At 43.3% G+C, this 22,520-nt stretch carries 19 protein-coding genes and 1 pseudogene; 10 read left to right on the top strand and 10 right to left on the bottom strand.

What is annotated here, in order from left to right; translation table 11 throughout:
• Nucleotides 1-15: 15 nt before the first annotated feature.
• Together hda and cxpE are read right to left on the bottom strand one after the other, a co-directional pair.
• Nucleotides 16-720, bottom strand: coding sequence for a DnaA regulatory inactivator Hda (hda, locus tag FTV30_RS03125; RefSeq protein ID WP_005103862.1), 705 nt, complete (start codon nucleotides 718-720; stop codon nucleotides 16-18).
• Between the two features lie 14 nt (nucleotides 721-734).
• Complete coding sequence (gene cxpE / locus FTV30_RS03120) at nucleotides 735-1,955, bottom strand: chloramphenicol efflux transporter CxpE (protein ID WP_180000987.1); 1,221 nt, start codon at nucleotides 1,953-1,955, stop codon at nucleotides 735-737.
• A 135-nt stretch (nucleotides 1,956-2,090) separates the two neighbouring features.
• Here cxpE and purM point away from each other — a divergent pair, with 135 nt between their 5' ends.
• Together purM and purN are read left to right on the top strand one after the other, a co-directional pair.
• Complete coding sequence (purM, locus tag FTV30_RS03115; protein WP_180000986.1) at nucleotides 2,091-3,161, top strand: phosphoribosylformylglycinamidine cyclo-ligase; 1,071 nt, start codon at nucleotides 2,091-2,093, stop codon at nucleotides 3,159-3,161.
• Nucleotides 3,162-3,167: 6 nt separating this feature from the next.
• The gene (purN, locus tag FTV30_RS03110; RefSeq protein ID WP_005170032.1) at nucleotides 3,168-3,797 is read left to right on the top strand and encodes a phosphoribosylglycinamide formyltransferase; all 630 of its coding nucleotides are present in this window, start codon (nucleotides 3,168-3,170) and stop codon (nucleotides 3,795-3,797) included.
• A 62-nt stretch (nucleotides 3,798-3,859) separates the two neighbouring features.
• Here purN and FTV30_RS03105 read toward each other — a convergent pair whose 3' ends face one another.
• Together FTV30_RS03105 and sppA are read right to left on the bottom strand one after the other, a co-directional pair.
• Entirely contained in the window at nucleotides 3,860-4,663 is an 804-nt protein-coding gene (locus FTV30_RS03105) for an alpha/beta fold hydrolase (protein WP_005170030.1), read from the bottom strand.
• Entirely contained in the window at nucleotides 4,660-5,682 is a 1,023-nt protein-coding gene (gene sppA, locus FTV30_RS03100; protein ID WP_005170028.1) for a signal peptide peptidase SppA, read from the bottom strand. The genes FTV30_RS03105 and sppA overlap by 4 nt, the downstream gene beginning before the upstream one ends.
• Nucleotides 5,683-5,808: 126 nt before the next feature.
• Here sppA and FTV30_RS03095 point away from each other — a divergent pair, with 126 nt between their 5' ends.
• Complete coding sequence (locus tag FTV30_RS03095; RefSeq protein ID WP_180000985.1) at nucleotides 5,809-6,783, top strand: lysophospholipid acyltransferase family protein; 975 nt, start codon at nucleotides 5,809-5,811, stop codon at nucleotides 6,781-6,783.
• Here the strand turns inward: FTV30_RS03095 and FTV30_RS03090 are convergent.
• From FTV30_RS03090 to FTV30_RS03080, 3 genes are all read right to left on the bottom strand, one after another.
• Nucleotides 6,772-9,237 carry a DNA internalization-related competence protein ComEC/Rec2 gene (locus FTV30_RS03090; RefSeq protein WP_100534842.1) on the bottom strand — a complete coding sequence of 822 codons (2,466 nt, stop codon included), beginning with the start codon at nucleotides 9,235-9,237 and terminating at the stop codon, nucleotides 6,772-6,774. The genes FTV30_RS03095 and FTV30_RS03090 overlap by 12 nt on opposite strands.
• Before the next feature lie 86 nt (nucleotides 9,238-9,323).
• Entirely contained in the window at nucleotides 9,324-10,007 is a 684-nt protein-coding gene (lolD, locus tag FTV30_RS03085; RefSeq protein ID WP_005170024.1) for a lipoprotein-releasing ABC transporter ATP-binding protein LolD, read from the bottom strand.
• Nucleotides 10,000-11,235, bottom strand: coding sequence for a lipoprotein-releasing ABC transporter permease subunit (locus tag FTV30_RS03080; RefSeq protein WP_005097633.1), 1,236 nt, complete (start codon nucleotides 11,233-11,235; stop codon nucleotides 10,000-10,002). Before FTV30_RS03080 ends, lolD begins: the two co-directional genes overlap by 8 nt.
• A 26-nt stretch (nucleotides 11,236-11,261) precedes the next feature.
• Between FTV30_RS03080 and FTV30_RS03075 the strand changes: the two genes are divergently transcribed.
• On the top strand, nucleotides 11,262-11,825 hold the full coding sequence (locus FTV30_RS03075; protein ID WP_005097634.1) for a PilZ domain-containing protein: 564 nt from the start codon (nucleotides 11,262-11,264) through the stop codon (nucleotides 11,823-11,825).
• Between the two features lie 9 nt (nucleotides 11,826-11,834).
• Here the strand turns inward: FTV30_RS03075 and FTV30_RS03070 are convergent, their stop codons facing one another.
• Nucleotides 11,835-12,749, bottom strand: a complete 915-nt coding sequence (locus tag FTV30_RS03070) for a DMT family transporter (protein ID WP_180000984.1) — start codon at nucleotides 12,747-12,749, stop codon at nucleotides 11,835-11,837.
• A 12-nt stretch (nucleotides 12,750-12,761) separates the two neighbouring features.
• A complete protein-coding gene (locus FTV30_RS03065) occupies nucleotides 12,762-13,247 on the bottom strand; it encodes a YaiI/YqxD family protein (RefSeq protein ID WP_005097638.1) in 486 nt (161 codons plus the stop codon).
• Between the two features lie 240 nt (nucleotides 13,248-13,487).
• Between FTV30_RS03065 and FTV30_RS03060 the strand changes: the two genes are divergently transcribed.
• Entirely contained in the window at nucleotides 13,488-14,420 is a 933-nt protein-coding gene (locus FTV30_RS03060; protein ID WP_180000983.1) for a hypothetical protein, read from the top strand.
• A gap of 593 nt (nucleotides 14,421-15,013) precedes the next feature.
• Here the strand turns inward: FTV30_RS03060 and serC are convergent.
• A complete protein-coding gene (serC, locus tag FTV30_RS03055) occupies nucleotides 15,014-16,093 on the bottom strand; it encodes a 3-phosphoserine/phosphohydroxythreonine transaminase (RefSeq protein WP_100355607.1) in 1,080 nt (359 codons plus the stop codon).
• Between the two features lie 262 nt (nucleotides 16,094-16,355).
• Here serC and FTV30_RS03050 point away from each other — a divergent pair.
• The 5 genes and pseudogenes from FTV30_RS03050 to FTV30_RS03030 all read left to right on the top strand — a co-directional run bounded on the left by FTV30_RS03050 (nucleotide 16,356) and on the right by FTV30_RS03030 (nucleotide 22,507).
• A pseudogene (locus FTV30_RS03050) lies at nucleotides 16,356-17,537 on the top strand (type I restriction endonuclease).
• A 137-nt stretch (nucleotides 17,538-17,674) separates the two neighbouring features.
• Nucleotides 17,675-19,141, top strand: a complete 1,467-nt coding sequence (locus tag FTV30_RS03045; protein WP_180000982.1) for a TolC family protein — start codon at nucleotides 17,675-17,677, stop codon at nucleotides 19,139-19,141.
• Between the two features lie 11 nt (nucleotides 19,142-19,152).
• Nucleotides 19,153-20,280 (top strand): HlyD family secretion protein, encoded by a 1,128-nt coding sequence (locus FTV30_RS03040; RefSeq protein ID WP_180000981.1) that lies wholly within the window; start codon nucleotides 19,153-19,155, stop codon nucleotides 20,278-20,280.
• A complete protein-coding gene (locus FTV30_RS03035) occupies nucleotides 20,280-21,407 on the top strand; it encodes an ABC transporter permease (RefSeq protein ID WP_100534849.1) in 1,128 nt (375 codons plus the stop codon). Before FTV30_RS03040 ends, FTV30_RS03035 begins: the two co-directional genes overlap by 1 nt.
• On the top strand, nucleotides 21,407-22,507 hold the full coding sequence (locus FTV30_RS03030) for an ABC transporter permease (protein ID WP_180000980.1): 1,101 nt from the start codon (nucleotides 21,407-21,409) through the stop codon (nucleotides 22,505-22,507). The genes FTV30_RS03035 and FTV30_RS03030 overlap by 1 nt, the downstream gene beginning before the upstream one ends.
• Nucleotides 22,508-22,520: the final 13 nt, after the last annotated feature.

Here is a 22,520-nt window from a genome sequence, read left to right as displayed (position 1 = left end):
AAGAATTTTTATGATTTACCGATATTCGTCAATCAAGGCATATATCTGCCGCAGATTGGCATTGCTGACTTTCAGCTTTTCTCCTTTAAGCAATTGAATTATCTGCTCTAATCTTTGAAGCAGCACTGAAGTTTGATGTGGCCCATGGCTTAATAGATAGTCAAAGATTTGAGGGTCTAAATGGATCCCACGACGATCGAGTACCGAGGAAACCAGCGCATAGCGATCAGCATACAAACTGCCACTCGGAACACGGGTACTGACCGCCTGCGTAAGACGGGATTGTAAATCTGGCAATTCAAGTTTGAGTTCGATAGGCGCAAAACGTGACGAAAACACCAACTGTCCACCACCTTCATTATTATAATTAATCAAGTGAAAGACGGCGCGTTGCCAATGGGGTACGCCACTAATCGCTTCGATATCATCAAGTGCCACCAGATCAAAACGATCTAGAGAAGTAATCGCCTCTGTCGGTGCATCTAAAAGCTCAAGCAAAGATACCTGAATTGCAGATTTACCCACTTCCAGATAAGAGTCACAGATGGCAGACAACAAATGACTTTTACCTGTACCGGCTCCCCCATAGACATAAAAACGGTTGATCAGGCCTGCATGTAGTTGACGGACAGCATCAATGACATGCCCCCAACCCGGCCCTGAAAAATCACTGATTCGGGCATCGAGCTGAGGTTCTATATCTAACTGCAATTGACGCATATGATTTTTTAGCCTTATGAGTCTTTACCATGAGGATCGTGAATTTTACTGGATTTCTCTTCCTCTTGCAGGGGTTTTACTCTTGGCCTTTTCATTTCAATATCAACATCTAAATCTGCTGTTTCAATATTGATTGAACCGGTAGAAGCATCTTGCATGACAACAGCCCGATCACCATAAAATGGCGTATGTTCATAATACTCACGGATATGCCGCAGTAGTACCACAATCACGGCTGCTACCGGTAAGGCAATCAGCATGCCCAAGAAACCGGCCAGTTGCGCACCTGCCAGAACTGCAAATACTACAGCTACAGGAGAAAGACCGATTTTATCACCCAACAGGAATGGTTGTAGAATATAGCCTTCGACTGCCTGCCCGACCATAAACACAATCCCGACCAATACCAGTTGCCACCAGTCGATTCCAAATTGGAAAAAGGTTGCAATGACTGCGGCAATAATTCCAACCGCAAAACCAAGATACGGAATGATACTGCACAATCCGGCAATCATCCCGATGATCAAGCCAATTTCCAAGCCAATGAGTTGGAGTCCCACTGCATAAACCACGCCTAGCAGAACCATGACCAGGAACTGACCTTTGACAAAGGCACCTAAGACACTATGACATTCACTCACAATATTTAAGGTTATTTTTTCATAAGGACGGGGAATTAGACGATGTAAGCTCCCCAGCATACGATCCCAATCCAGCAAGAAATAAAAGGCAATAATCGGAATCAGGACAATCGTGCCACCAATCTGGATAAAATTCAGACCAGATTGTGCCAGTTTCAGCAGCATTGCCTGAATACTGTCCGCACTATAATTGGTCTGGACATAGTCCATTACTACTGAGGAAATCTGATCGGTATCGATCTCCATCGGGACCAGATTAAAGCTATCGGAAAGCCAAGGTAGGAACGTGTAATTGATCCAGTGAATCCCGGCCGGAATGCTATCACGCGCATACATCAGCTGCTGCCAGACCAGTGGCACCAGATACCACATGACTAATGTAACCACGATCCCAATCCCGATAAATACAATACTGATCGAGAGCCATCGAGCCAGCCCAATGCGGTGCAAAACATCGACCAAGGGACTAAATAAATAAGCAATTAGAAAAGCTGCCACAAAAGGAACCACAACTGGTTTAAGCAGATATAAAACCCAAAGTATCAATGCTATACCAGCAAGTATAAGAATGCGCCGTAAAGTACGATCGACCATAGAATCTTACCTTTTCTCTATTAATCATTCTAAAAATTAAAATATTTTAATAAAGATAGCATTTTAGGCCACAAATACCATAAGAGTTTTACATATTCAGGTTATAATCGCACCCGCGAATGCGGAGACTTCATTATGAGCAACTCAACTTCTACCCCAAACACTGGTTTAAGCTACAAAGATGCAGGTGTCGACATTGAGGCGGGCGACGCGTTAGTCGATCGTATCAAATCTGTCGCTAAGCGTACCTCACGTCCCGAAGTTATGGGAGGTTTAGGTGGCTTTGGTGCACTTTGTAAAATTCCTAAAGGTTATGAAGAACCTGTTCTCGTATCTGGCACAGATGGTGTTGGTACAAAATTACGTCTGGCACTGAATTTGAACCGTCATGACACAATTGGTCAAGACCTGGTTGCAATGTGCGTGAATGACCTTCTTGTCTGTGGTGCTGAACCACTGTTTTTCCTTGATTATTATGCAACTGGTCACTTAAATGTTGATGTTGCTGCAAATGTAGTCACTGGCATTGGCGCTGGTTGTGAACTTGCTGGCTGTGCATTAGTTGGCGGTGAAACTGCTGAAATGCCAGGCATGTATGAAGGCGAAGATTACGATCTTGCAGGTTTCTGTGTCGGTGTTGTTGAGCAAAGCAAAATTATTGATGGCTCTAAAGTCAAAGCGGGTGACATTTTAATTGGTGTGGCCTCTTCAGGTGCGCACTCAAACGGCTACTCACTGCTTCGTAAAATCTTAGACGTGAAAAACGTTGACCTGAATCAAATCGTCGATGGTCGCCCACTTGCAGATGTTGCACTGGAACCGACACGCATTTATGTCAAACCAATTCTTGAACTGTTAAAACACGTTGATGTCCATGCGATGGCGCACATCACCGGTGGCGGTTTGCCAGGTAACTTACCTCGCGTCCTTCCAAATGGTGCTCAAGCGCTTGTGAATGAATCTTCTTGGGAATGGCCTGAGCTATTCAAACTTCTACAACGTGAAGGCGGTGTAGAGCAGTTTGAAATGTATCGTACCTTTAACTGTGGCGTCGGCATGGTGCTTGTGGTTGATGCAAATGAAGCTGACAAAACTGTTGAATTACTCAACGGTCTTGGTGAGAAAGCATGGACAATGGGTCAGATTCAAGACAATGCTGAATCGGTTGCAGGTGCAGACGAAAAAATTCGTGTGATCTTCGCATAATTTCGCATGATTAAAATTGCTGTACTTGTTTCAGGTAGCGGATCAAATCTACAAGCCTTGATTGATGCCAATCTTTCAGGGCAAATTGTGGGCGTGATTTCCAATAAACCTGAAGCCTTTGCTTTAACGCGTGCGCAACAAGCAGGAATTCAAACTGCAGTTATTGAACACAGGCAATATCCAAACCGAGAAGCGTTTGATGATGTGATGCATCAGCAACTGCTGGACTGGGATGCGGATCTGGTGGTACTTGCCGGCTTTATGCGAATTTTAAGTGAAAAATTTGTAAAAGCCTGGGAGGGGAAAATGTTGAACATTCACCCTTCTCTATTGCCTTATTACAAAGGCATGCATACCCATCAGCGTGTACTCAATACCGGTGATGTTCTGCACGGCTGTACGGTGCATTATGTCACGGCTGAACTTGACGCAGGCCAAGCGCTTGCTCAAGGTGTGCTCAAGGTTTCTCACCACGATACGGTAGACAGTTTGGCAATGCGTGTGCATAGCCTTGAACATGTAATCTATCCTCAAGTCGTAGAATGGATTTGTAGCGGTACCATTCAACACACTGAAGACGGTGTGCTATATCGAAACGAGAAAATGCAAGAACCTGTTCAATTCTGCAAGTTTTAACCTCATTTAAATATAAAAAAACGCATCCTCGGATGCGTTTTTTATATTCTCTTTTTAATGATTCAAACAGATTGTTGCTGAATCAATTGCTTTACTAAGTCCGCTACCTGATCGGGTTGTTCCAATGGAAACATATGTCCTCCCTCTACCACGGTAAAAGGAATACCAAATTTCTTTTCGACCTGCTGCGGGAACTTGCGGGCCAGAAATGGACCTTGCTCAGCCACGACCAAATGTACCGGAACTTTCGGTTTCGCCTGAGGCAACCACCACAGTGAGGGATTGGTTCTAAACACGGCCACTTCATCCTTTTTAGGGATGGTGAGTTCTACTCCGCCCCGAATCGGATCATCTTGCAAAGCATGCTCAATATAGGCCTGGAAGCAATCGGCATCAAAGTCTTGATAAAAACCTTTAGGACGCAACAACGCTGCTGCCTGTTCACGTGAATCCCAATGATCACGACGGCGCTTGGACAGACCTGCCGGAGACATTCTGTCCAAAGCTTTTAAGCGCAAAGTTTTCGCAAGATGCAAGGCAAAGGCTTCTTTACCCATAATCATCGGCGGGTCCAGCATGATCATCTGCGAAAACAGTTCGGGACGCTGCAAGGTAGCCTGGAAAGTTAATACTGATCCTAGAGAATGTCCCAAACCAATCACCGGTCGACCTTTTGACTGACGCACAATACTGTCAATCACTTGCTGAGTCAGGCTTTTCCAATGGTTATCCACTGGATAACGTTTATCAGGCCCTAAGAGCGGCACATAGATAATATCGTAATCATCTTGCAGTCCATCAAACAGCTTTTGATAGACTTTCGATGGCACGCCATTGGCGTGCGCGAAATGAATCAATGGTTTCATTGCAATGTCGTACTGTTTTCTGACTGAAGTTTCTGCGCAACTGAAGTGGCAATTCCGTCACCAATCGATGAGCCCATGCGACCCAATACGGACTCAAATGGACTATATTCAATCGTATAATTCAAGGCTCTTTCAGTTTTAAGTTCGCGCTTCAAGGTGTTTAAACTTCCAATCCGATCTGCAATTCCTAATTTCACCGCCTGATCACCGGTCCAGAACAAACCAGAGAAAATCGTAGGATCGGTTGATTTCAGTTTATTACCACGCCCCTGTTTTACCGCATTAATAAAGTGACTATGCACATTATCCAAGACACCTTGTACATGGGCTTTTTGTGCAGGATCGACTGGTTGAGTCATCGACAGCAAGGCTTTATTGTCACCTGAAGTCATGGTGCGATCTTCAACACCAAGCTTTTGCAGCAAATTACTCACGCCATAATTTGGCATGATCACACCAATCGAACCGACTAAACTCGATGGATTGACAATAATCTCATCCGCAGCAGAAGCGATATAATAAGCACCCGAAGCACCGGTATCACCGATCACTGCATAGAGTTTTTTCTCGGGATACTGCTTTTTCAAATACTGAATTTCTTGCCAGATTTCATCGGACTGTACCGGTGAACCACCCGGCGAGTTGACATTCAGCACTACGGCTTTACTTTGTTTATTTTCAAAAGCTTTTTTCAGCGATTTAATCGTATTGCTACTGTTGACACTCTGCTTGTCGGCAGCAATCGTACCAATAATATCGACGACGGCAATATGAGCACCTGCGCCAGCGCTGGCATCTGAGGAAACTGAACTACAGCTCTTGCCGAGTGCCAAAATCACCACAAGCAGATAAGCAAAAGTCAGGAATTTAAAGAAAATTCCCCAACGGCGCGCACGGCGCTGCTCTTCAACCGAAGCTAAAACCGCTTTTTCCAGCAATTTCCATTCCGGACCAGTCGGTTGAACTGGCTGTTGCGTATTTTGTATTTGATTTTCAGGTTTTGGTGGCCAATCGGACATAAATAATCCAATAAATTGATTTATATTGAACCCATTATATACACTGAATCGGGTAATTCTGTCTAAACAAAACGTTTTCGCCTATAATAAATTTTGTTCTCTTTTTATTGTACTTAGACGAAATCAATGACCAAACAGGACTCACGGAATTCAGCTTACGGTTTACTCAAATACATTAGCCGCCAACCGCTTCCGGTTTCTCGATGGATGGCCCGTCTTCTGGCCTTTATTGTGAACAGTTTCAAAGTCACCAAAACTTCGGAAATCATTCGCCTCAATCTCGAGATCAGCCTTTCTGAACTGTCCAATGACGAACGTGAGCGTATTAACCGTGCTGCGGTTCGCAATGAATTAATGTCATATTTCGAGTTTTTTACCATTTGGGGCTCAACTAATCAGAAAAATATCAAACGGGTGCATCGCGTCATTGGCGAAGATCTACTGCATGATGCACTGGCACAAAATAAAGGCCTGGTGTTAATCGTGCCACATTTTGGTACCTGGGAAATCATGAATGCCTATGTCGCCCAGTTTACTTCCATGACCATTATGTATAAACCTGTAAAAAATCAGGCAGCGGATCAGTTTGTACGGGCTGCGCGTAGCCGCGAACAGGCACATCTGGTGCCGACCGATGAATCTGGCGTCCGTCAGATTTTTAAGGCCTTAAAACAAGGTGGCACCACCGTGATCTTGCCAGACCATACCCCAAATGTCGGTGGTGAATATATACCGTATTTTGGGGTGCCTTTGGCCACCAGTAATTTAAGTGCCAAGCTGATTCAAAAGACCAAAGCCCGCGCCCTGTTTCTATATGCCCTGCGGAATACCGAAGATGGTTTTGATATCTTCATCGAGGCAGTTGATGAGAAAATTTATAGTGGCAATGCCAATCAGGGCACGCAAGTCATTATCAATAGTATTGAAAATTTAATCCGTCGCCATCCTGAACATTATCACTGGAGCTATAAACGCTTTAATGCACATCAGGGCTTGGGCAATCTTTATACACTGGAGCATGAACAGGCTTTAGGCAAAGTAAATGCGTTAAGAACTCAGGAATTACATGAAGCTTCGCCCGCTCTAGAATCAGCGACTTAAAGGCTGACGATATAACCATTGCCATTGATGTCGTTCGGCTGAAAGTACCAGTTTTGAGTCTTGTTGCTGAAAGTGCAGACTACCCTGCTCTGCCGTATTCAGTAACGGAATATTGAGGGCTTTGAGCCGCTGCTGAGTCAATTGGCTCGGATGGCCATAACGGTTAAATTTCCCTGCCGAAACAATTGCCAGTTTAGGCTGTAAAACTTCTAAAAACTGATAGGCTGAGCTGTGCTGACTGCCATGATGTCCAAGCACCAGCACATCAACTTTAAGCTCAGGATAATCTTGGAGCAGCTGATACTCAGTCTCCCAACCCGCATCGCCCATGAGTAAAAAATTTTGATAAGGCCCCGCATTTTTAACTTGCAGATATACCACACAAGACCGTTCATTTTTATTGAAATGGGCTGTATTTAACTGCTGCTGCCGAGGTGCCAGAATTTTAAACTGAATATCTTCAGACCATTGCCACTGCTGACCTTGATGACAGAACTGAAAACGGGAGGAGTGCGCTATTTCAGGAATCTGATTGGACGATACCTCTTTAATTTTCAATTGATGTTTAATACTGTGATAAGCGCCACTATGATCTTGATCCAGATGGGTTAAAATCAGTTGATCCAGCTTACCCACACCTTGCACAGACAGAAATGGCAGAATCACCTGTCGACCGATACTAAATTTTTCTTCATCATAATAGCCACCCATATCGATCATCATGCTACGCGCTCCATCCCGAAGAAAAATTGCTTGTCCCTGCCCCACATCCAGAATAGAGAGCTGAAATGCATGCTGATTGAGCTGAGGAATACACAGCGGCACACAGGCAAGTGCCGTCCAGCTTTTGGGCAATAGGCCACGCGGTAAAAATACAATCATTAAGGCCAGAATACACAGCGCAATCATCCAGACATTCATCGCCACCGGAATCAGTTGTGGAGCAAACAGCCGATCAAGCAGATCCAGAAATGCCAGCAGCATGTGAATGAAAACATTATTCAATTGAAATACCACACTGGAAAGTGGCTCTGAAATAAAAAACAACAAAGCCGCCAGAATATCGACTGGAACTATTAGCAGCCCAATCCATGGAATCGCGACCAGGTTACTGAATGGGGTAATCCAGGCGATCTGCTTAAAAAACAGCATCATCAAGGGAAATAGTGCCAGAAAGATTTTCCATTGTGATTCCAGCAGCACTTTCAACGCAAAATATAGCCGTTGTAATAAGGTTTGTTCTATCTGACGCGGTTGCTGCTGAATGGTCTGATAGATTCGCAGCAAAACAAAACAGGCCCCATAAGACAGCCAGAACGCAGCCGACAAAATACTGAAAGGATCAAAGAGCAATAATAAGGCAGCACTCAGAATCAGTAATTTTAAAGCTTGCACATTTTGCCTGAGCAACAAGGTAAAGGTCACAATCACGCAGATCAATAAAGTGCGTAGCGCTGGAATTTCAAAGCCCACAAAGGCGCAGTACAGCAAGACACATAGTAAAAAAGGCAGGCTCAAAAAATACTGCCTTGGCCATTTCAGATAAATATGCGGCATAAATCTTGAAATCAGATATTGCAAAGTACCACAGACCATCAAGGCAAAGATCAGAACGTGCGGCCCGGAAATGGCTAATAAATGGCTCATACCAAAACGCTGGAATTGTCGCTCTGTCGCTGGATCTAACAGGCTTTCATCACCGCTTAATAAGGCCAATAACAAACCTTTATGCTGTACGGGTTGCCTGGCTACAAATTCTCTTAATGCCAGTCGCTGCCGCTCTACCCAAAGTAAAATTCGCGGACTTAAATTTTGCTGCTGGCGTAAATATTTGCCATGACCAAGCGCATAAAGTTGTTGCGGTTGTAACTCCTGAATGCTCTTGATTCGGAAACCGGCCATGATATTTTGCTGTAATGCCCACTTTTCAGCGTCAAAAGATCCGGGGGTGGCATAACTATGATGAGGTCGGATTTGGCCTTGAATTAAGTAATATCGTCCAAGTTCAAGGAGGTGCTGCTTTATCTGCGCATTTATCAAACTGGATTGAGTCACGGGTTCTTGGACAGGCAAAAAGCCCATCCATTTAACTGTACTGCCATCAGGGCTGAGCACATGCAGAGCTTGCTGGATATTCTGCTCACCAAGTTTATTCAGGTCTTTGATATGCACCACAATCTGTTTTTCGGAGACTTCATGTTCACGCGTCGACAAGCGTTCAGACAGTTGCAGATTGGCATAGCCATGGCCTAGAAATAATCCTAACAGCAGGCTTGAACCAGTCATGACCAAATTGCGTAATGGTGTGTTGAAAATGTGCTTTAATTTACGGCAACCCAGATACCACAGTAATACCGCGATTAGAACGACCGTGCTGCCCAGTTGAACAGACAGAAAACTTTTCCCCATACAGGCCAGGCCTAAAATCCAGCCGATACACAGCCACTGCAACATTGGATCTTATTCTTTATGGTTATTATTTCACCCAATAATAAAGCCCACCGGAGTGAGCTTCAATCAAATGCGAATATTCTCTTGATTTAGGATGTGACCCAAAGACCATCCTGCATATGTAAAATTCGGTCTGCAGCATGTGCCAGTTGTTCATCATGCGTCACAATCAGCATCGCCATATTGAATTCACGTTGCAATTCGGTGAGCAGTTCAAAAATCTTTGCTGCAGTCTTACGATCCAGATTTCCGGTCGGTTCATCTGCCATCATCAGTTTAGGTTTGCCCACCACTGCACGCGCTAAGGCCACACGCTGGCGCTCACCTCCAGATAATTCACCTGGCTTATGTGTCAGACGATGCGAAAGACCAACCCGCTCCAGCAAGTATTCAGCCTGCTGTTTGGCTTCTTTAAACTTCACATTATCGCGGAGCATCAGGGGCATGGCTACATTTTCCAGTGCCGTAAATTCTGGCAACAGATGATGAAACTGATACACAAAACCCAAATGCTCATTGCGCACATAGCCACGCTCTGCTTCGGACAAGGTATCGAAACGGCGACCATTGACCATCACTTGCCCTGATGTTGGTCGATCCAGTCCACCCAAAACATGCAATAAGGTACTTTTACCAGAACCACTCGAACCGACAATCGAGACAAACTCACCTGCTTTGACCTGCAGCGACAAGCCTCGAATCACATCGACGGTGGCTTTGCCATCGGTAAAGGATTTGTGAATATTCTGGGCATCTAAAATCAGATTACTCATAACGCAAAGCCTCTGCCGGTTGAATTTTTGCTGCACGTAAAGCGGGGTAAATCGTCGCGACAAAACTTAAGGCCAATGACAAGCCGACAATCACCAAGACATCCTGCCAGCGTAAATAAGAAGGTAGATAATTGATAAAATAGGCATCAAACATATTCAGACCCAAAGTATTGTTTAACCAGCCGATAAAGCTACTGATACTGGTCGCTGCAATAATCCCGAGGATTGCGCCGGCACATGTCCCAATCACCCCAATCACCGTGCCTTGCACCATAAAGATTTTGGTAATGGTGGCAGGCGAAGCACCCAAAGTCCGTAAAATCGCAATGTCCGATTTTTTATCCGTCACCACCATCACCAGTGATGAAACGATATTAAATGCCGCAACCAGCACAATCAGGAATAATAACAAGCTGACCATGGCTTTTTCCATCTGGATCGCGCTGAACAGATTACCATGAGTATAAGTCCAGTCAGATGCGTAGAAGTTGGCTGGTAAATCTCGCACGATTTCCTGAGACACTTGCGGTGCGACAAAAATATCATCCAGTTTTAAACGCACGCCTTGTGCACCATCTGGTAGGCGCAATAAAGTTGAAGCATCATTTAAAGCGATATATCCCATCATCGAGTCGACTTCAGCACCAATACTGAAAATTCCCACCACTTTAAAGCGCTTGAAACGAGGCACCACACCTGCTGGTGAAGGGGTCGCCTCTGGCAATACCAGAGTAATATTATCGTTTAAACCGACCCCCATGGCATCGGTCATCTGCTTGCCCAGAACAATACCAAATTCACCTTTTTTCAGGCTATCAATACTGCCCTCGACCATATGGTTTTGTATAATGGATACTTTTTTCTCATACTCGGGTTCAATCCCGCTGACCATAATCCCGGCAACCTGTCCCTGTGCCGTCAGCATGCCCTGTAATTGGGTAAATGGTGCAACCCCCTGGACATGCTCATGCTGCTCAATCTGCTTTGCAAGTTCGGGCCAATTTGTTAGAATTTGCGTTGAAGAAACAGTAGCTTGAGGTATCATTCCCAAGACACGATTTTTCAACTCTCGGTCAAACCCATTCATCACAGACAAAACTGTAATGAGGACTGCTACACCGAGCGTGAGACCGATCATTGAGACCAATGCAATAAAAGAAATGAAGTGGTTACTACGCCGTGCGCGAGTATATTTCAACCCTATATACAGCGAGATTGGTTTAAACATAACCATCTAGTCCGAGGTAATAAATTATGGAAAATGTACAGCATCCAAACGGATACACGGAAAGACGCGTTATGTCTCGCATCGATGCTGCCTTACGAATTAATTATCAGATTATTTCCGATGATGTTGCCTTAAATGATCCTTATGACTCTAACTTCGTCTTGCCCCGCTATTTTCTACTACTTGCAGAGCTAGATCAATTTGATCATGCGGTTAACTACGAATTAGAACAATTATCTGAAAAAGATCAACAAATTGCTCGAATCTTATCCTTATTCAACCAAAAATTAAACCTTATTACCGGTTCTTTGTATGACGCAATTGTACAAAGCATGTTACCTGTACCAGAGCAGGTGAACTTTTCGGAAACCGGTTTTAGTTTCTTTAGTGACCGCCCCATCACTGAAGGCACCTATCTGCACGTGACTTTAAGCCACCCGGAAAATTTCTTCCATATTGCGGCAACCGCCCAAGTGGCCTACAGTCGTGAAGAAGAAAATAGCAAATTCCGGACCGGTGCTTATTTCATTACCATGCACCCACAAGACCGTGTCAAACTGGGTGAATGTGTCAAAGCCAACTTTGCTTAAATCACTGATTTAGTCATTGTGAATACTGGATGGAAGGCGAGCTGCATAGCTCGCTTTAATTTCTCTGGAAAAATACAACAATAAACCCGTCAACAAAATACCGACACCGATTAAGGCCTCACCCGACAAGCTCTCATCATTCAAAAGCACACCTACGAATAAAGCAAGCATTGGAGTCAATACCGTCGTCAAAGACAAGGTGGTCGCCCTGATTTTCTGTACCAGTTTAAAATAACAGAACATGGCAATCAGCGAAGCCATCACCACGGCATATCCTAGCCCGATCAGTGATTTTGCCTGAGGCATTTGGGTTGGCGCAAATTGCCAGATAAATGGCAACATGGCACAGGCCATGACTGCTGAAACTGCAATGGAACCGGCCGCTTGCGCCATCGGTTGTAAGGGTGCATTGACTTTTTTGACCCAAAACATCGAAACACAATAGATAAACACACTCAGTAGCATCAGACCAATACCGATTGGCTGAATGTGCTGGTCTTTGCCACCGAGGCAAATCACCGCCAAACCAGTCAGGGTAATCGCCATCCCGCACCACTGTGAAGGATAGAGCTTGAGCTGAAACACGAAACGGCCAATCAATCCGGTAATAATAGGTGCCAGACCAAACATCAGCGCAATAATGCCTGAGCTGAGATAATCCGTGGCCAGATAGGTAAAAATCTGCGAGCCAATAAAACTGCAAGCTCCAGCCAGATAACTGTGCATCGAGAGAGAATCGACAGGAAAACGGGTTTTAAACAGCCACAACAAGATAAATGCAAAAGGCAATGCCAGAAAAAATCGCAGTGCCAGTGCCCAGAGCGGATGCAGATCGCTTACACTCCAGACAATGGCTAGCGGTGTAGTGGCCCAGATAAAAACCAATAAAAGATAGGTCACAACCATATTGGTGTGTGTTGGCATGCGCGATTGCTCTTAAAGTGCAGATGTTTTACGTTTTTGTTTTTGAATGGTTTGATCCAGTGCGCTTGAAAATTCACGCTTATCCCGCTCTGAAATCGGAGGTGGCCCACCCGTTTGTACACCGGCACCACGCAAACTATCCATAAAGTCTCTTAGATGTAAACGTGCTTTGACATTGGCCGTGGTATACACTTCACCGCGTGGATGAATGGCAATCCCGCCCTTTTCAATCACTTCTGCCGCCAGGGGAATATCTTGGGTCATGACAATATCATGCTCTTTCATGCGCAGAATAATCTCTTTATCTGCAGCATCAGCGCCACTCATCACCTGAATTGAATTAATCCGGACTGAAGGCGTAATGCCCACCGACTGATTGGCCACAAAAGTCACTTCCAACTGATAGCGATCCGACGCACGGATAATCACATCTCTTAAAATACGGGGTAATGCATCAGCATCGACCCAAAGTTTGAATGGCAACACAGGGTTTCCCATTAAGGTATAAATCCTGGGTATTCTAGCAAATTGAGAGGATCAGGTTGATGATTAAATCGTTGCATTTTCATCGCTGCTGTCGCTCATGTTTTTTTGAATCTATTTGATTTGAGCCGTAACTGTGATTCAGTCTAGAAAAAAAATTGACTGCATTTAATTTGAAAATTCATTCGATTGACTTGAAAAATCGCAATGACCCTCGATTAACTATAAATAAGTCATCCAAGATCAATTGTGCATATGAAAAATCAGAATAGCCCAGAGATCATCACCATTGATGATCAGAATTTCGGTAGTCACGTCGAACACTGGACATTACTCACCGAGAATCCAGGTACAGATGTGCCACAGTGGTTAGGCAAAGCTCTTGATGCGCCTATTATGCCGATGGGCATTTGCACACAAGAATGTGATATGGATGAAAATACCTGGCTGATTCAGGGGCCGAGTAAAGCTGCAGTGCAATTGAGCCAAGTGATCGCCATAGAAAATAATAAGCCACAGGCCGTAAAAACTGCATTCCCCTGCTTTGACAGTCCTTATCAGGTCAAAGCGACCATCGACCGAATTATTTCCTGCAAATCCAATACTCAGGCGGTATTACGTCTGAATCTGGGTGCCAACAATATTATTTATGCTTTCGATAGTCTGTATAGCGTCAATCATCCTCATTATGAAAAAGACCAGTCCTATGTGGTAAATCTGAATGGTTGGGCCTATGAGCTTGAAGCAGTGGCTGACCATGAACATCTGGTGGTGGATGATCCGGCTTCGATCAAGCATCACCGTGCCTTGAATGATATTCTGGCAGCCAACCAAGGCGTGGCACCCGATAATTTGCAGGAACAGATTGATGCCTGGCAGCCACAGTCAGAAGAAGATAAAGCACCTGTTACTGTAGATTTCTCTAAAATGGTGGCTTATCTTTATGGTGAAACCATGGGCCAGGAAGATGAAGCCTGGTTTCAGGGCAATATTGTCGGTAAAACTGCCATGCAGTTTATGGATCAGGACTATACCCTGTATGATGTCACACTGATTCATGATGAAGGTCAACCAGCCACCTTGATCCGGATTGCAACGCGGAATGAGCAGCATAAAAATTTCCAGATTGGTCAATATATTCGTGGAAATCTGTGGATTCAGGCCAATATTTATAGAAAATCGGCTTAAGTTAAAATAAACAAAGAAGGTCTTCTTTTTGATGGGGATCTTCTTTGTTTAATCCGTATTTTCTGTTTTTAATTTTATTTTTTTGATTATTTTTTACCCATTTTTTCTAGCTTAATAACCTATTTAAATCATTTAAAAAATCGAGTTATCCACATTGTTAAATTCACATGAATTCATTTTATACATGCAATCGAATCCTAAAAATCTTGTAAAAATAAGACTTTGATTTCGCATACGAATAAGTTCAGACAAATCCAAAGCTGATATTTAAATAAAATGAAAATTTATGAACTTTAATCAAGAATGTACTTTATTTAATCAATTTTTTATGATAAAAATACTCACAACAAATAGTATTAACGATAAATAGATCGGACAATAAATATCTATGAAAATCGTGCAAGAAGAAACATTAGACCAGGTCGAGCATCATCTTAGCTCTCGCTATAATATTGATATGATGTCATGCCTTTTTTTCATGTTGGGAATGCTGATCTGCGGCTTTACCCTGCATACTTTTATTTTTTAAATTCCCTGACATAACCGAATGCATAAAAAAACCCAGCCTATGCTGGGTTTTTACATTTCAGGGATTAACCATTGCGTTTTGCAAAGTCATCCATAAAATTCACCAAGGCTTGTACGCCCTCTAATGGCACTGCATTATAAATACTGGCACGCATACCACCGACAGAGCGGTGACCCGCAAGATTCAATAAATGCTGGGCTTCTGCTTCTTTCAGGAATTGTTTTTCAAGATCTGCATTGGCCAAAGTAAATGGCACATTCATGATTGAACGATTTTCTTTGAAGATTGGATTGGCATAAAAATCGCTTTGATCGATATAACCATAAAGCAGATTGGCTTTTTCCAGGTTCACTTTATGCATGGCCTCTACACCACCATTTTCCAGCAACCATTCAAATACCAGACCAGACAAGTACCATGCATAAGTCGACGGCGTATTTACCATAGAGCCATTTTTGGCTTGATCTGAGTATTTTAAGATACTTGGAATTTCAGCTTTGGCTTGATCCAGTAAATCTTCACGAATAATCACCAGGGTTAAACCCGCTGGGCCGATATTCTTTTGCGCACCTGCATAGATCACACCAAATTTTGATACATCAAGTGGCGCAGATAAAATGCTTGACGAATAGTCACAAACAAGGGGCTTATCTGTTTCAGGAATAGAGGCAAACTGCAGACCACCAATAGTTTCGTTGTCTGCATAGTGCACATAGGCGGCATCGGCAGACAGCTTCCATTCGCTTTGCGCACTAATCGCGTGTTTAGCATCAATTTTGATACCTGCTTCTACGACATTGATATCGCCATAGCGTTGCGCTTCTTTCAATGCCTTTTCAGACCAGATTCCGGTATGGATATAGTCCGCTTTGTTATTTTTACCCAGCAAGTTCAATGGAATTGCCGAAAATTGTAAGGATGCGCCACCCTGCAAGAACAATACTTTGTAGTTCTCGGGAATATTCATGAGTTTGCGTAGGTCTGCTTCCGCTTTTTCAGCCACGGCCACATAGTCGGAACTACGGTGGCTCATTTCCATGATCGAAAGACCTTTGCCATGCCAGTCAAGCATTTCAGCTTGAGCTTTTTCAAGTACGGCAGTCGGTAATGCAGCAGGACCAGCACAGAAGTTGTACGCGCGCATGAGTTTTCCTTATCTATGTGAGACACAATAAAATGATGGCATTTAACCATATCTGGCAAGGTCTTGCACAAAATTATTTCAATCTCGAACTGTAATTACAGTCAAAAAATCAATGTAGATTCACAAGATAAGTTGACCATTTATAGGGTTAATTAAACTTATTATGCCTATTTTTATTAAATGTTTGAGTTTAAAAATAAAACTATTATGATGAACTCACAATGATTAAAAAATAATCTGAAAAATTATAAGTAGGGAAAAAATGGATAACTTTATTAATCGCCTCAAATTACATATTGAGCATGTTAAACGTGTCGGTGCGCATTGCTCAACTGAAGAAACCACCAAACAAGCACTTATATTGCCACTTCTGGATATTTTAGGCTTCAGTCCTTATGATCCAACGAAAGTACTGGCAGAGTTTGCCGCTGATTTTCCTGGTGTCAAATCAACAGAGCGCGTTGACTACGCCCTATATTGTAATGGTCAACCGGTTATGTTTATTGAAGCCAAATCTTATGCAAGTAATTTAACAAATTACGCACCACAACTCTCCCGATATTTTAACTCTACTCTGGGAGTGACCATTGGCGTCATTACCAATGGACGTGAATGGCGTTTTTTCACTGACCTCATTAATCCAAATATTATGGATGAAAAACCTTTTCTGGTTGTTGATTTCACTAAACATCAAGCCGAAGAACTGACGCAATTAGCAGAATTCAAACATGATAATTTCCATGTAGAAAAATTACGATTTTTTGCCGAAGAGAATCAGTATATCCAACAGTTTAAAGCGGTAATCAAAAAATCAATTAATGAAGTCGATATTGATTTTGTACGTTATGTTGCTTAGCAAGCCAATATTCCAAGACAGCTCAATACAAAATTCCTTGAATCAATTCAACCCTTCGTTAAACAAGCAGTCGAACGTGCAATTAGCGATACAGTTTTAAAAGGCTTATCTGCACCCACCATCATTACAGCACAACCCATTGAGCAACAAACTGAATTAAGGACTGATGAAGTTTCAGAAAAACCGACTCCCTCAAATCTTCAACGAGACATTATAAATCCTGAGAATCAAAGAATTGTTACCACGGTAGATGAACAAAGCTTACAAAACATTATCCATGAACTTTTCCCAGACCATGAACTCACCGGAAAAGATACGGAGAGCTATTATTCCATTCTGTATCAAAGTAAAAATAATAGATGGTTATTCCGCTATGATGTGAACCGAAAACGTCCTACTGTTCAATTTATTGTTCCCATTGATGAGAGACATAAACTTGAATTAAATAGAGCGGGTCTAGAAGTGTTAAATAATGGACAAATTTATCTGGATAAACCGGAGCATATTTATAGAGCCGTAGGGATTTTAAAAGATTGTTTAGATTTTTGCATGAATGATGAAAATTTCAAAAGAACCGCCCTAAATTAGTCAGGACGCGCAAGCGTCCTTGATGCTAGACAGATGTAAAATAAACAATACTACAACCATGCCCCTTACTGAGCTGCAAACCACTGATTTATAATGTACACAAATCAACTTATTCTTCACTTTGGCCATCTGCTTGCATGAATATGACGAACTATAAAAGTAAATTATTTTTGGGATGTGGATTATTGTCAGGCCTATGGTTGAATAGCCAGAGTCTATACGCCCAGACTTTGAGTTTTCAAGACGCCGAAAAACAGTTATTGCAGTCTTCTTACAGCAGTCAGGCCTATCAAAGCTTGGAACAAGCCTCGAAACTTGAAGCTGAAGCGGTAAAAGGTTTGGGATTACCACGTGTCGATCTGAATGTGCGTGCTTATGCCTTTCATAATGAATTAGATATTCCTTTGGGTGCTCTTAAAAACAACCTGGAGCAATCTCTCACCAATGGCTTAAATAATAAAATTGATGAGTTTAATTTAGCTGAGAATATTGCCAATCCTTTAAAAGAAGGTTTACAACAACCGATTCATGACGGTGTAGGCTTAATTCCCGATACCTCCAAGGTCGTACTCGAAGATCAAGTGATTCGTCCTACCGTGTCCATGATGATGCCGCTTTATACCGGTGGTTTGACTCATAGCGCCAAGGAGATTGCCAATCTTCAGGTCGGTCGCAGTCAGCTCAGTAATCAACAGCAACAAGACACGCAGCGTTTCGAACTGATTCAAAGTTATTTTAATGTGCAACTGCAAAAGCAACTCCATGCAGCAGCAGTATTTAATCTGAATGCCATGCAACAGCATTATCGCAATGCCTTAAAAATGGAACAGCAAGGTTTTATTAGCAAAGGCCAGCGCATGCAGTTTGAAGTGGCGCGTAATAATGCCGAGCGCAGTCAGCAAAATATGCAAACCAATTTAAATGCCAGTCTATTTCAACTGAATAATCTGCTGCAACAAAGCAGTATCACTGAACTGTCGACACCTTTATTTGTCAATCAGACCGAGCCACAGGCTTTAAATCAACTACTGAAAACCTTTAGTCAAAACTCTGCGCTGATTCAAAAAATGCAGCTAGATACCCAATTAGCACAAGCCAATGTCAAAGCTCAGCAAGCAGCAAAAAAACCCAATGTCTTTGCTTTTGGTGAATATAGTTTGGATCAGAATCAAAACTGGATTGTCGGGGTTGCCGCACGCTATAACCTGTTTTCCGGAATTGATAAAAACAAAAATATTCAGGCGGCCGAGCTCAAACGCTATGCCACAGAACTGCTCACCTCACGTACCCAGCAAGAGATTGAAAACCTGATTTATAAATCTTATAGCGAAGCCTTGAGTGCACAGCAAAGTCATGCTCTGTTGGAACAAAATCTAAAGGCTGCGCAGGAAAATTTACGCATTCAAGAGTTGTCCTTTAAAGAGGATATCGGAACAGCAACACAGGTCATTGATGCCCAAAACATGCTTAGCGGGCTACGAGCCGAAACTGCCTTGAATGCCTATAAATATGTGATGTCACTGGCCACCCTGTTACAAAGCCATGGCTCGATTACCGAATTTCCCAATTATATTCAACACACCAATACTCACTATATTCGCTAATGGAGCCGAACATGAACGACGATCAAAAACCCAATGATCCTGTGAATGAAGCGGTTTCATCTACCGAAACAGAAAGCTCTCCCGCTCCACAGACCCAATCAGCAACGCTAGAGGAAAATCACGCGACGACCTCGACCGATGAGCAGCCTCCTGAAATCTCCAAAAAGAAAAAATATCTACTGCTGGCGTTGCTGCCTATTCTGCTGGCCGTGATTATTTTTGGATTATGGAAAAGCTATCAACCGACGCCGATTGAATTGCAAGGTCGTGTCGAGGCTGAAACGATTCAGGTGGCCACCAAAGTGCCAAGCCGGATTGAAGAAATCTATGTGGAAGAAGGTCAGCGAGTTAAAAAAGGCGATGTTCTGGTTCGCTTAAATAGCCCGGAAATTGCAGCCAAAAAACAGCAAGCTACAGCAGCTTTACAATCGGCTTTGGCCTTACAGTCCACAGCTGAACGTGGCTCGCAGGAAGAAAATGTCGCGAGTCTGTATGCCAACTGGCAATCGCTAAAAGCACAGCAAAATCTCGCCACAGTATCTTATCAGCGTGGGGAAAATCTATTTAAGGAAGGTGTGATTTCACGTCAGCGCCGTGATGAACTGTATGCAGCCAGTCAATCTGCGCTAGAAATGACTGAGGCCGCCTATCAGCAATATGCACGTGCCAAGCGGGGCAGCACCCCGCAGCAAAAGAGTTCAGCCGATGCACAAGTAGACATTGCCCAGGCTGCTCTAAACGAAGCCAATGCGCTAGAAGCAGAAACCGAATTGCTGGCCCCCGTCAATGGAATAGTGTCTAAAACTTATGGCAAAATATCTGAGTTGGTCGCAACCGCAGTGCCCGTGGTCAGCCTGATTGAAGAGAAGATGTGGGTAAGCCTGAATATTCGCGAAGACCAGTATGCTCCATTTCAAAAATTAGAAAGCATTCAAGGTTATATTCCAGCCTTGGATCAAACAGCCAGTTTTCAGATCAAAAGTATTAGCGCTGAAGGTGAATTTGCCACCATTAAAACCACCCGCCAAACTGGCGGCTATGATGTCAGAAGTTTTAAACTGCATTTGCTACCGACACAAACCATGCCTGAACTGAAAGTCGGTATGAGCGTATTATTTAAACTTAAAGAGACACCCTAATGTGGCTGGGTATATGGCGCGAACTACGCTATTTGCTCCGAGAAAAATGGGATCTGTGCCTGGTTACGCTGGCACCCGCTCTGGTAATTATTTTATTCAGCAGCATGTTTGCGCAGGGCAAGCCTACTCATTTACCCATTGCCATTATTGATCAAGACCGAAGTGCGCTCAGCCGAAGCATCTATCAACATGTCTCGCTCAATCATACCCTTAAAATTGAAACGGTATCCCAGCAAGTCGCTGAAGTTGAACACCTACTGAATGAAAATAAAATTTGGGGTTATATCCATATTCCAAATGGTGCCGAACAACGTTTTGTTCGTGCTCAGGATGCAGAAATTAGCATTGCCTTTAACCAGAGTTATTTCAGTATCGGCAATACAATTTCTTCAGCCATGCTGGTGAGTACCTTACAAGCCCTAGCTGAGTTTACTGAACAGCACTATCTGGTGAATCGACTGCCCTATATCCAAGCACCGATACCACAGATCAAGATCTCACCTTTGTATAATCCGCAATTGAATTATGAGTTATATCTAGAACCTTATGTCATTCTCGCAGTTCTGCATTTACTGCTGTGTTGTTGTGTGGCATTTTCCGTCGGTCAGGAACTGAAGCGGCAGACCTTAACAAGCTGGATTAGCAACTCATCCATCTGGATGGCTTTAGTGTCTAAAAATCTGGTCTATGTGGCTATTTTTAGTCTATGGACTTGGGCGTGGATGTTTTGGATGATTGAAATTCGCGGCTGGTTTGTTGCCGGTTCGCTTGGTCTGATTTTATTGGCACAATTGCTGCTGTATAGCGCCTATGCATTTTTAAGCGCTGCGGTGGTGCTGGCCACCCAAGATTTAAGTAAATCTTTCGGCTTGATTGCTGTATATGGTGGATCATCGTTAAGCTTTGCCGGGGTGACTTTACCCTTAAATAATGCGCCCCTATTCACCCAGTTTTGGGCCAATATTATCCCCTTTACTCCTTATGCCAAATTACAAACTGAACAATGGATAATTGGCAGTCCAGTGCAGATCTCACTGCAAGCTGTATGGATCTTGCTGGCCTATGTGGTGGTGTACGCACTGCTAGCCTATATTTTTCTCAAGAAAATAGCCAAAGGAGCGGCCTGATGAAATCCCTTTGGTTTTATTATCTGCGCAGCTTTAAAGATATTGCCAGCCACGGCGCTATCTTTACCACGCTGATTTTATCAGTGGTGTTTTATAGCTTCTTTTATCCCTTTGCTTATCAGGCACAGCAAGCCGAAGCCTTACCGATTATTATTGTTGATGCAGAACAAAGTCACTTGAGCGCGCGGATTATTGGCCAAGTCCGTCAAAGCCCGGATGTTGAAATCAAGGCGATTACCAGCAATTTCGCCGAAGCCAAAACATGGGTTGAATCGCAACAAGCGGATGGGATTTTGCTGCTACCGGACAATTTATCGCAAACGTTAAGGCATGGTGAAACGGGTGGAATAGGACTGTACTTAAGTGCTGCCAATTTTTTAGTCACCAAACAGATGGGGATCGGTTTAGCGACCTCTCTTGAGCAGACCTTGGCAGACTATGCTGAACGTTTTGGCCAGGTTTCAGATTTTTCTCCTGCCCTATCAGTGCATCAGATTCCATTGTTTAATCCGCTCTCCGGCTATGGTAGTTATGTCTTTCCTGCGGTCGCCCCTCTCATCATTCATCAGACCATTTTTTTAGGTTTGAATATGCTGATTCTGGTGTACCGCGAAAGAAAAGTGCAGTTAAACTCAAATGCGTTGATTGGGCTATGTTTAGCGATATTGAGCATTGGCTGTCTGGGTTGTTTTTATTTATTTGGATTTACCTTTTGGTTATTTGATTATCCGCGAGGGGGTAACCTATTCGGCATGCTGCTGGCTGTGCCGGTTTTCGTTTACACTGTGATTGGAATCACCTGCCTATTTGCCAGTTTTCTGGATATGCCGGAACGCGCTGGACATGTAATTGTTTTTACTTCTATCCCTCTATTTTTTTTATCCGGTGCTGCCTGGCCACATGCAGCTATGCCCATCTGGATGCAAGTGATCGCTGAGATACTGCCTTCTACCCAAATGGTGCAGATGTTTATTCAACTGAATCAGATGGGTGTACCGACCGCACTGATTTTGCCTAAACTGATATATCTGGGGCTGATAGGCAGTTTATGTTTTTTCTTGGCTTATCGACGTTTGATTCAAGTGAGTCAAAGCAGATAAAGCATTGGATTTA

The organism is Acinetobacter sp. YH12255, assembly GCF_013417355.1.
GTDB classification, from domain to species: Bacteria; Pseudomonadota; Gammaproteobacteria; order Pseudomonadales; family Moraxellaceae; genus Acinetobacter; species Acinetobacter pseudolwoffii.
The sequence above is the reverse complement of the archived record's forward strand: the minus strand, read 5'-3'. Positions and strand labels throughout refer to the sequence as shown.